The sequence below is a fragment of the Paenibacillus sp. GQ49 genome (assembly GCF_059759055.1).
On sequence record NZ_JCAXEL010000001.1, the window covers coordinates 785,732 to 798,333 of the forward strand.

Sequence of the window (12,602 nt, forward strand, 5' to 3'; positions counted from 1 at the left end):
ATACCTCCCATAATCACTTTCTTTTAACGCACAGAGCCGCCAAATACGAGTGTATTACTCAAAAGCCGACCTGGAGAAGTCAGCATTTTGCCCCCGGCATACATACCCGAGGAAGCACCGCCATCCAGATTCATGGCCTGTTTGGCACCAAGCTTCTGCATCACTGCTGCCCACTCCTTGATTGTTGCTCCGGAAACGGTAGCCAGCATAACAGAACCGTCCGCCATGATCGCAATACCACTTCTGGCTCCGGAAGCATTAAGAATCTTGGCATCCTTGAAACCTTCGCTCGTCGGATTGACAGCTACCTTGCCGTCTTTCACTAGACGGGGTCCTGCCCCAACAGCAGTCACTACATCTTGCCAAGGGATCTCTTTGCCTGCTGCGTTCGTATACTTATAATTCATTTCTACGGTCGAACCAACGGTGAAACGGTCTGAAGAAGACTTTTGGTTGCCTGTAAAGACCAGTACCGAGCCATTCTTAGGAATCGCTACATTGGTATTGGGCACTTTTTTGGTCACGATACCTTTCTCCATGACAACCGCAGTGCCACCTTTGAACCCAACTGTGGCACCTCGTTCAGGCGTATACAGCATTGTTATGCTTGCATTCGCTGAAGGTGTTCGATTAATAAAGGTGGCATACCAACTCCGTGATTTACCTTTTGTATCCGTTACTTTACCTGTCAAACTCACCTGAAGTGAATCCATGATCGCCGAGCCGTCTTCCTTAAATCCGATGGATGTTCCGTATCTTCCAATATGTATGACCTTACCCTTTGCTATTAACATACCGTATGGATCTGGTGCTCCGTTATATGCTTCAAAAAATGCTCCGTTAATGGCTGCTTGCGCACCATAGGCTTTCACAATCGATGGCAATGTTGCCGTCTGGCCAACTTGCTTCTTCGCGAGTCCCACGGTAACCGGTGTTCCCTTTGGAATCGAAACGGTCTGTACGGTAAAATTACGTCCTGCTGCTTTTACTTTCTGTATTTTGGTGCTAATTGCTGCTTTGGCATCCACTGTCTGTGGTGCACTTACTGCTCCCGAAAGAATTACGGGCAAGGCCAGGACGAGGGCCATAGCCCCTGTCCACCACTTTTTGCCTGTTCGTACGTTCTTCATGTTGCTCACCCTATTGCCACTCCCATCCAAGAGCCAAGGCTCTTCATCTCAAGTTGTTCAAACTTGTCCATCACCATATCCGGATCAAGACGCAATTCACAGATATCCAGCGCACAGGCAACCGGAACAGCACAATGAATCTCTGCCAGTTTGCGGGACAGATGAAGCATGTCCAGATCATTCTCAATCTTGTTACGCACCGAAGGGGTCAGTTTATCCATGTTGCTCAAAATCCCTTCAATGGAGCCGTATTCCTGTACAAGCTTCAACGCTGTTTTCTCACCAATTCCCCGTACTCCGGGATAATTGTCGCTGGCATCTCCCATCAGACCCTTCATATCAATCACTTGACGAGGTGTCAGTTGTTTCTCTGCCATGAGCGTTTCAGGGTTGTACACCATGTAGTTGCCATGGCCTTTTTTCATAATAATGATACTTGTGCGGTCATTGATCAGTTGCAACATGTCGTGGTCACCCGTCAGCACCATAACATTCATATCGGTCTCTTCGGTATAATACTTCGCAAGCGTCCCGATACAATCGTCGGCTTCGAATCCTTGTGCACCTATATTTGGAATACCCAGGCTATCCATAACTTCACGAATCAGAGCAAACTGGGGAATCAGGTCATCCGGAGCTTCAGCCCGGTTGCCTTTGTAGGCTGCATATTCTTCACCGCGGAACGTCTTACCGCCCATATCCCAACAACATACGACATGACTTGGCCCAAAAGTCTGAACCGCATCCCAGAAATAACGGATAAATCCGTAGACTGCGTTGGTAGGCAATCCTGCCTTTGTACGTCTGATATATCCGCTTGCAGATGTCGCATAAAAAGCACGAAACAACACCGCCATACCGTCTACCAGCAACAAAGTAGGTTCATTACGTTGATTCACTTGAATTTGTTCTCTCCTGTCCTGATTCTATAGAAATTAAACTAAAGTATATTTACACTTACCATTCCGATGACAGAACATCCTTCTGATCGCTGTTATCCCCAGATTTTTTTGATTCCTTTTCAAAAAGGGAAAATCCGGGGATAGCATATGCTTCCGAAGTAGCTTTCTTTCAGAAAGCTTTTAGGCGAACGCTCCGCTTCTTCAGGTTATTTCTGTCCTCTCCATTTTCGTGTAAATGTTTAGTTCAATTTCTATAGCAAATAAAATATCGAAACTAATTCTATCATTATAGCATAGTTCCGCCAACCATCGTTCAGCCAAAAAAGCCCTGAATTTTGAACAATTCAAGGCTGATATTCAGCGCGTTTATGCGTTATTCCATTCCTGCTCGTACGTTTCTTCCTTGAATCCAACCGTCACCTTTTCTCCATCCGTAACGATCGGACGTTTGATGAGACGACCATTGGAAGCCAACAAACGAATCTGTTCATCAGCGGAAATTCCGGGAAGCTTGTCCTTCAGTTGTTGTTCTTTGTACACTTCTCCGCTCGTATTAAAGAACTTTTTCACTTCAAGCCCGCTCTTTTGGATGAGTTCTGTTAGTTCAGATTCGGATGGCGGTGAGTCAAAAATAGGGATTAGCTCCAGCTCATGTCCTTGAGCTTCAAGCCATTTTACAGCTTTGCGGCATGTGCCGCATTTGGCATATTGATATACTTTTAAGTTACTCATTGATTTGCCTCCTAGTGTGTGGCTCCGGTGTGGCTCCGGTCTCGACTTGTCGCTTCCCTTGGTTTGCTTCGCAAATCCAAAAGTCGCTCCAAATCGATACCATCGCCATGCAACTTTACTGACTTTGGCGAATGATCAAAAACACATTCGCTATATTTTTTGGGTCAAAATCTTACAGCTTTTATATCTTTAAAAGCTTCAAAAGATTTGAAATCTTAAAAGATTTAACATGAAATGGGTAAACATCAATACATTGAACCATAATTATTAGCCTACGGCATGTTGTTCGGGTGCATGAAGCATCCCTCACACAAGTTAGCCAACCAAGGTTGACTGCAAAGCAGGACGGGCTGTGCAGGAAACTGCGATACGAGGTGCAGATCTAAGTCCCTCATCGCAGCTTCCTACAGTTCTTCCCTGGGAGCTGCCTCATCATTCAAACGCTGCTCCAGCGCGGCCATATCTGCTGGAAAAGGGGCTTGGAACGTTATGCGTTCCTGTAAAATTGGATGTTCAAACGTCAATTCACAAGCGTGTAATGCCTGGCGTTCGATCCAGGTATCCCGTTCTTCTCGAACAGCCATGGTCTGCTCATCGATCTCATGCACAGGTAGTGTCTTGTACATTCGATCACCTATCAACGGGCAGCCGATGGACGTCATATGTACCCTGATCTGATGTGTTCTGCCACTTTCCAGCTTGAGGCTTATCGCACTGGCGCTGCCCCCTGACCAACGTGTTAAGGTCGTGTACAACGTTCTTGCAGCGTAACCATCAGGAGTTACGATTCGGCGATGTGGCTCTTCAGGATCGCGGTCAATCGGTCCGTCCACCGACCCTTGTTCCGGGACAGGGCTTCCGTGCACAAGTGCAATATATTTCTTGTCCACTGTTCCAGCAATCATCTGTTCAGAGACATGTTGATGGACATAAGGGTTCTTGGCTATGGCGAGCACACCGGACGTTTCCTGATCAAGTCGATGAATCGGTCTGAACCGGAAGCGCTCACCCTTGGATTTCCAGTAATGAACAACGCCATTTGCCAAAGTACCTGTGTAATGTCCATGTGTCGGATGAACGATGATGCCCGCATCCTTGTTGACAATAAGCAAGTGCTCGTCTTCATACAGAACGGTAAAGGGAATAGGCTCAGGCAAAATATCATCCGATTCCTCTTGCTCCATCCGAACTTCAACGACATCACCCGCAGCCACCTTGACGCTAATGTATACGCGCTCCCCATTTAACATGACGCCTTGTTCAGTCAGCTTGATTTTGGACAAAAGCTTACGCGACACCAGCAGCCGCCGCTGAAGCACGGTCTTCAGCAGCCAGCCATCTTCTTGTTCGGTCACCGTGCAGACAATCGGCGAATAATATTGGCTCATTCTTTGCGGCGGAATACTTTTTTGCTCCGCACATATTCAATATCCGCCACCTGTTGTCTCGCGTTGGCCGTCCGTGCAACCACGAAGAAATAATCAGACAGTCGGTTTAGATACCGTCGTACAGACGGATTAATATCTGTATGTTGTCCAAGTGTTACCGTGCGACGCTCTGCGCGACGACATACAGTACGGCACACATGAAGAGCAGAAGACAGCTGACTGCCACCAGGAATAATGAACCGTTCCACTTTTGGATTCTCTGCATCATACTGGTCAATCCATTGTTCCAGACGTGTGACCATCTCATCTCTCACCTTATATTTGGTTTCACTAATCTTCACAAAGGCTAGATCCGACCCGCAATCAAACAGTTCCTGCTGAACTTCCAGCAGATGTTCACGCAGATCTTCAAATTCCCCTTGAGCAGAGTCAATAAGGCTGATCGCCTGGCCTACAAAACAGTTTAATTCATCAATCGTGCCATAAGCCTCAACCCGGTCATCATCCTTGATGACGCGTCCACCGATGACCGAAGTCTGTCCTTCGTCACCTGTTCGTGTATATATGCCCATCGTTATCCCTCCAATTGGTAATATAATAATGAATACGAGAATGCCATTTTTTCAGAAACCCGTCTATCGCTTTACACGTATATAAGAATTGGTGTGCTCTGCCGAGTATACGACAAATCAAAGGAAACCAAAAGTAAAGGAGACGATTATGCAAAACTGGATAACCGATTTCATGGAACAATACGGCTACATAGGCATTGCACTCATTATTGCTCTTGAGAACGTATTTCCCCCGATTCCATCCGAAATCATCTTGCCGTTTGGCGGATTCATGACCACCTATACCAGTCTCACTCTTCCAGGAGTTATTATCGCCGCAACTATTGGCTCTGTCCTTGGTGCTGTGATCCTGTATGGTATTGGTCTACTCATTGACGTCGAACGCCTTGAGAAAATTGTGGAACGCTGGGGACATGTTCTGCGCATCAAAAAAGAGGATATTCACCGTGTCGATGCATGGTTTGACAAATATGGCATGTGGACCGTATTATTCTGCCGAATGGTTCCCCTCGTCCGTAGTCTTATCTCCATTCCCGCAGGCATGTCCAATATGAAATTTGGTTTATTCCTTCTCTTTACAACCATTGGTACATTGATCTGGAATGTCATTCTGGTCTGCGTTGGTGCTGCGCTTGGCGCATCATGGGAGAGTATTTTGCACTTTATGGACGTCTATTCCATTGTAGTGTACGTCATTCTGGCCATCATTGTCATCGGATGTATCATCTGGTGGATCAGACGTAGCAAAAAGCAGAAATAAAAAGGACAGATTAATAAATAAAGCCTCCTCGCCACCAATTCGTGGTTAAGGAGGCTTCTTTATGTCACCCGTTTATGTCATCTCACTATCGTTCATCTTCATTTCGCATGCCCTGACTCTTAAGATCGATAGCCAGACCAGATACCAGCATGTACATCTTTTCAGCATGTATCTGCAGCATCCGATTAACCGAAGCCATTCTCGCTGTAAAAATTCGTTCTTCCTCGGTAGGATGCAATGTACCATGCATTTCATTGGTAATCACAAGCAACTTCCCCTGATAAGACAATAAAGCATCAAGCAAAAGCTGTGTCTCTGAACGCTGATGATCCAGATCCTCTGTTGCCCTGAAACCGGCAGCCATCCAGGAGGTCAAACTGTCTACAATTACAATTCGCTGATCCGCCAAAAACAGATTGGATTCCCGATTAATCTGGGTGATCACCTCTGTCAGATGCTGACCGTTCCCGGCATGAATGGCACGATAATGAGCGGATGGCAATTCGGGAATAACGGGATCATGATCACCAGTGGATAAATATACACCCTCCCGGCTAATTCCGGCTGCATACTTGAGGGCAAACCGGGTTTTACCACTACCTATGCCGCCTGTGACCGTAATCAGCAATCCGCTTCCCTCCTTCCATAGCCATTCTGAATTTTCTTTACTCTGTCAGCGCCTTCAGCACTTTTTTGGATTCTTCGACATTGGAAGATGACACTGGAATGGTGGCGAACAAATTGCTCGCAGCATATTCTACATCTTTAAACATTTTCATATCTTCAAGTGGAATGCCGTAAAGATGTGATTCTTGTTTGATATCTGAACCTTCATCTCCTTCACCCTTCTCTACCAATACTCCACCCTCAAATACACCCCGTTCAAACTTCTTGGGATCAAACGTATCATCCAGCGGAACATTGGAGCCATTACTTCCGTATTGTTTCATGTCGGACTCAGGCAAAATGAAGATATCATGTCCTCCAGCCGCATATTCTACCATAATTTTCTGAACATCATACATCGCACTGGTGATCACTTCCACCTTCGGTTCCTCGCCCAGTTTCTGTTGCAGATTGGCCTGTAACTGTTCTGAGATTACAGATGGATTTCCTTGGTTATCAATGATGAAAATGGAAAAACCATCTTTACCTCCACAACCAGCAAGCAGAAAAACGATAGAAATGATTGCAGTAAGCCCCCAAAATCTCTTCATTCCAGTTCCCCCTTTAGTCTCCTATGTCCAATATATCACAATTGTTCCACGCAAAAAAATAACCTGGCTTATCGGAGGATCACCTTGCCTTTACACACAAAAAAAGAAGACCTTCTCAGGTCTCCCTTTCTTTACTTTCTAATTCGATTAATGAAACGTTTCAATCCAGCATAAACGTTATTTTGCTTTAATTGGGTTAGCCTTCATATATTCATTAATCTTTAAATCCAGCAAACTGCTGATTTCAATTACAATATCGGATGTGAATGATTTCTCTTCGAGGAAGATCTGTTCCATCTTGCGACGAAGCATATGAATTTCATCTTCCAAGGAAATGTCATGCAAAGATGCGTTATCGGGTTTCACCGACCATCGGTCGCCATGATCGCCTTCTGCCAGATAGTGCCCACGATTCGTCGGTAAATCATATTCAACACAAAACAAAGCTAACCCCTCCTTGGAAAAATGGTTTCCAAATTTATGAAAACTTATTTCAAATTGAAATTATATCACATTATTTTGTAAAAGAAAGTTATTTTTTTCCAATATAACCATGTCCCATTTGTAAAAAGATTCTATTTTAGTATTAACCCTCTTTTTGCAGTTTGTAAACAAAGTTTCCGATTCGTTCCAAAGCTTCATTTAATTGGGTTACAGAAGTAGCATAAGAACAACGCAAGAAGCCTTCTCCCTGAGGACCAAAAACATTGCCCGGAACAGCAGCCACTTTATTCTCCGTTAACAATCGTTCAGCAAACAGGTCGGAACTCATACCCGTCTTTTGAATGCTCGGGAATGCATAGAATGCCCCCTGAGGTTCGTGACAATCAAGTCCAATATCCCTGAATCCCTGCACAATTAAACGTCTACGCTGATTATACGATTCTACCATCCGATCTTTCTCACCCAAACCATTCGTCAACGCCTCAAGTGCAGCAACCTGACCCATGGCCGGCGCACACATTACCGTATACTGATGGATTTTGAGCATGGCTGCAATAAGCTCAGGATGACCACACATGTACCCAATCCGCCAACCTGTCATTGCAAAAGCCTTTGAAAATCCGCTTACGAGAATGGTCCGCTCCTTCATGTCAGGGATAGCTGCAAAGCTAACATGTTTTTGCGTATACGTCAATTCAGCGTAAATTTCATCCGCGATCACAATCAGATCATGCTTTTTAATCACTTCAGCAATAGGCAGCCACTCTTCATAAGTCATGATAGCTCCAGTGGGATTACTCGGATAACACAGAATAACCACTTTCGACTTCGGTGTGATACCAGCTTCAAGTGCTTCGGCAGTTAACTTAAACTGATCTTTCGCGTAGGTTTCAACACCAACCGGTATACCGCCACCGATTGAAGCGATTGGTGAATAAGCCACGTACGAAGGTTCAGGAATGAGAATCTCGTCGCCAGGTACGATTAATGCTCGCAAAGCCAAGTCAATCGCTTCACTGCCACCCACGGTAACAATAATCTCATCCTTGGGATCGTATTTGGTATCAAACTGCGTATCCAGATATTCACTGATGGCTTCTCTCAACTTCGGCATACCTGCGTTGGATGTGTAGCTGGTCATGCCTCTTTCCAGCGAGTATACACAAGCTTCACGCATATGCCAAGGGGTAACAAAATCAGGCTCACCCACACCCAATGTGATAATATCCTTGTTGTCTCCAACCAGATCAAAAAATTTACGAATTCCGGATGGAGGTATCTGCTGCACGAGAGGTGCCAGATAAGATGTCATTTTCTTGTTGTTCCCGGTTGTCTGTTCATTCACTATCATGACACATCTTCCTTTACGGCGAGATCATGAGACGGTTGTCTTCCTGATGGTCTTCAAAAATAATCCCGTCCTGCTTATATTTTTTAAGAATAAAATTCGTTTTGGTTGAAAGTACAGAGTCTATCGGAGACAGTTTCTCCGACACAAAATTAGCGACTTCACGCAGGTTGCCACCTTCCACTTCAACGAGCAGATCGTATGCACCTGACATGAGATATACGGACTTCACTTGCGGATAGAGATAAATGCGTTCGGCAATCCCTTCAAAACCACGACCACGCTCCGGCGTGATCTGCACCTCAATCAGGGCCGTTACTTTCTCATCATCTATTTTGCTCCAGTTGACGACGGTTGCGTATTTTACGATGACGTGGTCTTGTTCTAGCTGTGCCACGGCGTTTTTAATCTTGTCTTCCGACTCCCCCAGCAGCGTCGACAGCAGTGCGGGAGTCCTTCTCGCGTCTTCCTTTAGCAGATCCAGAACTTTTAATTGCAGATCGTTCAAATCTTTCATGGTTTTCCCTCCAGCATCATCCAGGTTCCTGAAAATGAATTAATACTTATATTACATGAATTTGACGTTGATGCATAGACAAAAGACCGCCTGCCCTGAATTCAGGCAAGCGGTGGTATGGTCCTGTAACGTTAGGTGCTTCAAACCTCTTTTGCAAAGGTTACATGTAATAAGGGTTACCGTAATTCGGTTGATGCTGAGGCACATTAGGAGCTTGGCTGTATGAACTGTTCTGCGTGTTCTTTTCTTGAATGAATTGCTGACACTTCTGTTGGGTCTGGTGTGCAGACTGGATTTGTTTGTCCACATCCTGACGAAGTGCTTTCGATGAAGCGGAATACATGTTGTTTTGTTGCATCAGGTTGAACAGTTCACCTTGCAGTCTTAATGTATCGTTCGTTAAATCATTGAACATTCTCCGGGTCGTGGGGCAAGCAGATTCAGTAGTTGCCGTTGTATATTCACGTGAAGTTCGTCTTAAATCTGCAAGAATCGACTTCAACAAATCTTGCTCTTGCATAAAATTCCCACCAGATGACAAAGATTGAGTGTACACGTATTTTCCTCCTATGCTTTGAAATAACTTGTCATGTTTTGAGCTTTACTGTGATTGCGCCGGTGCAAGAGATTGATGTTGCTGTAACGCATTGACAAGCGTGTTCAGATGCTGTTCATGTGAGCGAACATAATGATTCAGCGCCTGTTGAATTTGCGGATTATGTGTGATGGAGGCTGTAGCTGCACATTGTTTGATTAACATTTCCTCATTGGAAATTGAATCCGCAATATAGTTCAGTTCCTTGGGGCTCAGTGCTTGCATTTGTGAGTTTTGCATGTATGTCTGACCTCCTTAATCTAAAGTTATTGCGAATTTATTGTTACCTTAACCTCAAAAAGTATACTTCAACTACATTCAACAGAGGTGATCAATTATGGAACTTATTAACGGAAAAACATTTTGGCCAACTACCTTTGCTTCTCCTCCCCATTATCCTGTTTTGCAAGAAAACCTGTCCTGTGATTGTCTAATCATCGGTGGTGGAATGGGAGGCGCGTTGTCTGCCAAGCTTTTGACGGATCAGGGGATTGACACCGTTGTTATTGACAAAAGAGATATCGGTCATGGCAGCAGCATGGCAAATACGGGCCTGCTCCAATATACAAATGACAAAACGCTCACCTCTTGTATCCAGACATTTGGGGAAGAAACCGGTGTTCGATTCTACGAATTATGCCGGGATGCCATGCACCATCTTGAAAGAATTTCATCGAAGCTTGAGATTGATCCTTGGTTTGTGCCTCGCACAAGTCTGTATTGTGCAAGTCATGAGGAAGATGTAACGTTGATGGAGGAAGAATATCGTAACCTGAAACATTATGGATTTGATGTGGAGCTGTGGGATCAGGAAAAAATCAGTGCACTGTTCCCGTTCAGCAAACGTGCTGCACTATACACAAGCGGGGATGCTGAGGTTAATCCGTATCGTTTGGTTCACTCGCTATTCCACTCAGCCTCACGTCAAGGAGCAAGGGTCTATACTCATAGTGAATTCACCCATTGTGATTATGATGAAAATGGCGTCCTATGTTACACACCTCATGGCACTGTACGTGCCAAACATGTTATTTTCTCAACAGGCTATGAAACACAAGAAATTAAAAAGGACAGAGGCGCATACCTCCAAAGCACATATGCTATCGCTACCAAGCCACTACAGGATCTGAGCAGCTGGCATAAGCAATGCATGATATGGGAGACCGAACGACCTTATCTATATATGCGCACAACTCCAGACGGAAGAATTATTGCAGGTGGACTTGATGAGAACCGTCCTCGAGAAGAACAACGGGCAATCAAGGCTGTTCATAAAGGTGAGATTTTGCTTCAGAAAATTGCCGAGTATTTCCCATTACCTGATCTCGAAGTTGATTACGCTTGGGAAGCTGTTTTTGGAAGCACCCATGATGGTCTTCCGCTAATCGGTCCACACCCAGACTATCCGAATTCGTACTTTGTTGAAGGGTATGGAGGCAACGGTACCGTATACAGCATGATTGCTGCTTCCTTAATTGTGGATGCTATTACTGGCAAACCAAACCCCGATATGGATCTGTTCTCACTCACACGTACAAGTAAACCATCTCCTGTATAACCACCAACTGAACCAATACAACGACAAACAGGGTACAGCACACGGAAAGTTCTCTTTTCCCGCCGCTGTACCCTGTTTGTATATTTGGAAGCTGCTAAGCCGAGGGCTCTTGCCCTTCCGTTCGGTTCAATAACTTGCGCATAAAGATCCACCCAATTAGCGGAAAAGCACCCAGAACGATAATAAGCCAGGTTAACATGCGCAGGGACGGACTATTCATGACCGTTATAATAAATATGATCAACCCAAAAAGTCGGCCAACCATCAAACATAATTCCCTCAATACGACAAGTTCAACCCTTTTCTCCACATTTTCGCCACTCGTGCCCATCATGTCGAATCCCGCTGATATCATAGGTAAAATATACAATGGCATCGCAACCGCACTTCCGATCCCCATGATTAACAGCGTAACATAGGTCACTTTCCACAGAAGAGGAATCAGCACAATCAGCAGAATCAGAGCTCCGATGAACATGCCTCTGGATCTATACTGTGGTTTGGACCATTTCCCTACTGCCCAATAACTTATTAATGCCACGGCCGAAGTGATGAGTGAGAACTGTCCCAACTTATACTCCTGTGCAGTGGCCACGTATACAAGCAGTGCAATCAGAAAGGCAAAGACCCCTTCACGCGCACCCTGAGCGAACAAACCCAAAGCCAAGGTCCTCCAGGGACTGTCCGGTTTGGATAACTGTATCCAAGGCTCGGACCAGCGGTACGTTCCACTTACCTTTCTTTTTTTTAGAAAAAAACTAAAGACTACCGCGATAACATAAATGACGAGTGATACCGTGAAGATGAGCCGATATCCTGTGTTGTCTGTCATGCGAGTAATAATCAGACCGGAGAACCATGGACCTATAATTCCGGTCATCGAACCAAGTAACCCAACCCAGCCATTGAATAGATCCCTGTTTTCTCGATCCGTTATTTCAAAATACACAACATTAAATGCGATCCAGAACAGCCCCAGGGAACATCCGAGTAGTATACCCAGAGGCCATATCCAGTCTACAGCTTTGGAACCAGCCCAGAGGACTATCATATAAAATATGCCGGACAGCGCAGTACCTAATCGTAGTGCACTCATTTTATTGTGTTCCTTGACCCATTTACCAGCAAGCCAGAATGTCAGTCCAATGGCCAGTTGCTGGCTGAGAGTGAACCACCCCAACATGGCATAATCCGGACGGCTTTTCCACAGAAACACATTCAAAAAGGTTCCCGACAACGCTCCGGCTAACGCAAACAATCCATTCACGCCCAAAAGCAGAATGGATTGTCGGCCTAAAGTAATCTTCATCTGCTCCTCCTTCATCCACCTGAAGTGAACTGTGTACAGGTAGGTCTTAGGGTTAACGTGCCCCAAGCAAGAGGAAAACATGATGAATCTTCAGGATTGCTATGAAATTTGGTTTGAATCTCCGAAATGT

15 protein-coding genes are annotated in these 12,602 nt (G+C 45.1%); 2 read left to right on the forward strand and 13 right to left on the reverse strand.

The window, feature by feature from the left end; translation table 11 throughout:
• Positions 1 to 23: 23 nt before the first annotated feature.
• The 5 genes from AC6CIF_RS03595 to AC6CIF_RS03615 all read right to left on the reverse strand — a co-directional run bounded on the left by AC6CIF_RS03595 (position 24) and on the right by AC6CIF_RS03615 (position 4,724).
• Positions 24 to 1,130, reverse strand: a complete 1,107-nt coding sequence (locus AC6CIF_RS03595) for a phosphodiester glycosidase family protein (RefSeq protein ID WP_498197924.1) — start codon at positions 1,128 to 1,130, stop codon at positions 24 to 26.
• A gap of 5 nt (positions 1,131 to 1,135) precedes the next feature.
• A complete protein-coding gene (locus tag AC6CIF_RS03600; protein WP_017689620.1) occupies positions 1,136 to 2,029 on the reverse strand; it encodes a 5'-3' exonuclease in 894 nt (297 codons plus the stop codon).
• Between the two features lie 369 nt (positions 2,030 to 2,398).
• Positions 2,399 to 2,764 carry an arsenate reductase family protein gene (locus AC6CIF_RS03605; RefSeq protein ID WP_076209194.1) on the reverse strand — a complete coding sequence of 122 codons (366 nt, stop codon included), beginning with the start codon at positions 2,762 to 2,764 and terminating at the stop codon, positions 2,399 to 2,401.
• Between the two features lie 404 nt (positions 2,765 to 3,168).
• Complete coding sequence (locus AC6CIF_RS03610) at positions 3,169 to 4,152, reverse strand: RluA family pseudouridine synthase (protein WP_498197926.1); 984 nt, start codon at positions 4,150 to 4,152, stop codon at positions 3,169 to 3,171.
• The gene (locus AC6CIF_RS03615; protein WP_036610088.1) at positions 4,149 to 4,724 is read right to left on the reverse strand and encodes a cob(I)yrinic acid a,c-diamide adenosyltransferase; all 576 of its coding nucleotides are present in this window, start codon (positions 4,722 to 4,724) and stop codon (positions 4,149 to 4,151) included. The genes AC6CIF_RS03610 and AC6CIF_RS03615 overlap by 4 nt, the downstream gene beginning before the upstream one ends.
• A gap of 148 nt (positions 4,725 to 4,872) precedes the next feature.
• On the opposite strand from AC6CIF_RS03615, the gene AC6CIF_RS03620 reads away from it, so the two are divergent.
• Positions 4,873 to 5,484 carry a DedA family protein gene (locus AC6CIF_RS03620; RefSeq protein ID WP_017689624.1) on the forward strand — a complete coding sequence of 204 codons (612 nt, stop codon included), beginning with the start codon at positions 4,873 to 4,875 and terminating at the stop codon, positions 5,482 to 5,484.
• A gap of 85 nt (positions 5,485 to 5,569) precedes the next feature.
• Here the strand turns inward: AC6CIF_RS03620 and AC6CIF_RS03625 are convergent, their stop codons facing one another.
• The 7 genes from AC6CIF_RS03625 to AC6CIF_RS03655 form a co-directional block, all read right to left on the reverse strand.
• The gene (locus AC6CIF_RS03625) at positions 5,570 to 6,112 is read right to left on the reverse strand and encodes a bifunctional adenosylcobinamide kinase/adenosylcobinamide-phosphate guanylyltransferase (protein WP_076209196.1); all 543 of its coding nucleotides are present in this window, start codon (positions 6,110 to 6,112) and stop codon (positions 5,570 to 5,572) included.
• Between the two features lie 37 nt (positions 6,113 to 6,149).
• Positions 6,150 to 6,701 carry a hypothetical protein gene (locus AC6CIF_RS03630; protein WP_310333874.1) on the reverse strand — a complete coding sequence of 184 codons (552 nt, stop codon included), beginning with the start codon at positions 6,699 to 6,701 and terminating at the stop codon, positions 6,150 to 6,152.
• A gap of 177 nt (positions 6,702 to 6,878) precedes the next feature.
• Entirely contained in the window at positions 6,879 to 7,100 is a 222-nt protein-coding gene (locus AC6CIF_RS03635) for an aspartyl-phosphate phosphatase Spo0E family protein (protein ID WP_179198508.1), read from the reverse strand.
• Positions 7,101 to 7,287: 187 nt separating this feature from the next.
• Positions 7,288 to 8,496: an aminotransferase class I/II-fold pyridoxal phosphate-dependent enzyme gene (locus AC6CIF_RS03640; RefSeq protein WP_036610094.1), complete on the reverse strand. Its 1,209-nt coding sequence runs from the start codon at positions 8,494 to 8,496 to the stop codon at positions 7,288 to 7,290.
• A 13-nt stretch (positions 8,497 to 8,509) separates the two neighbouring features.
• Positions 8,510 to 9,010, reverse strand: coding sequence for an Lrp/AsnC family transcriptional regulator (locus tag AC6CIF_RS03645; RefSeq protein WP_024628343.1), 501 nt, complete (start codon positions 9,008 to 9,010; stop codon positions 8,510 to 8,512).
• Between the two features lie 160 nt (positions 9,011 to 9,170).
• On the reverse strand, positions 9,171 to 9,566 hold the full coding sequence (locus tag AC6CIF_RS03650) for a spore coat protein (RefSeq protein WP_076209199.1): 396 nt from the start codon (positions 9,564 to 9,566) through the stop codon (positions 9,171 to 9,173).
• A gap of 45 nt (positions 9,567 to 9,611) precedes the next feature.
• Positions 9,612 to 9,845, reverse strand: a complete 234-nt coding sequence (locus AC6CIF_RS03655; protein ID WP_047842262.1) for a hypothetical protein — start codon at positions 9,843 to 9,845, stop codon at positions 9,612 to 9,614.
• A 97-nt stretch (positions 9,846 to 9,942) separates the two neighbouring features.
• On the opposite strand from AC6CIF_RS03655, the gene AC6CIF_RS03660 reads away from it, so the two are divergent.
• Complete coding sequence (locus AC6CIF_RS03660) at positions 9,943 to 11,163, forward strand: NAD(P)/FAD-dependent oxidoreductase (protein WP_498197929.1); 1,221 nt, start codon at positions 9,943 to 9,945, stop codon at positions 11,161 to 11,163.
• Between the two features lie 94 nt (positions 11,164 to 11,257).
• Here AC6CIF_RS03660 and AC6CIF_RS03665 read toward each other — a convergent pair whose 3' ends face one another.
• Positions 11,258 to 12,472: an MFS transporter gene (locus tag AC6CIF_RS03665; RefSeq protein WP_498197930.1), complete on the reverse strand. Its 1,215-nt coding sequence runs from the start codon at positions 12,470 to 12,472 to the stop codon at positions 11,258 to 11,260.
• Positions 12,473 to 12,602: the final 130 nt, after the last annotated feature.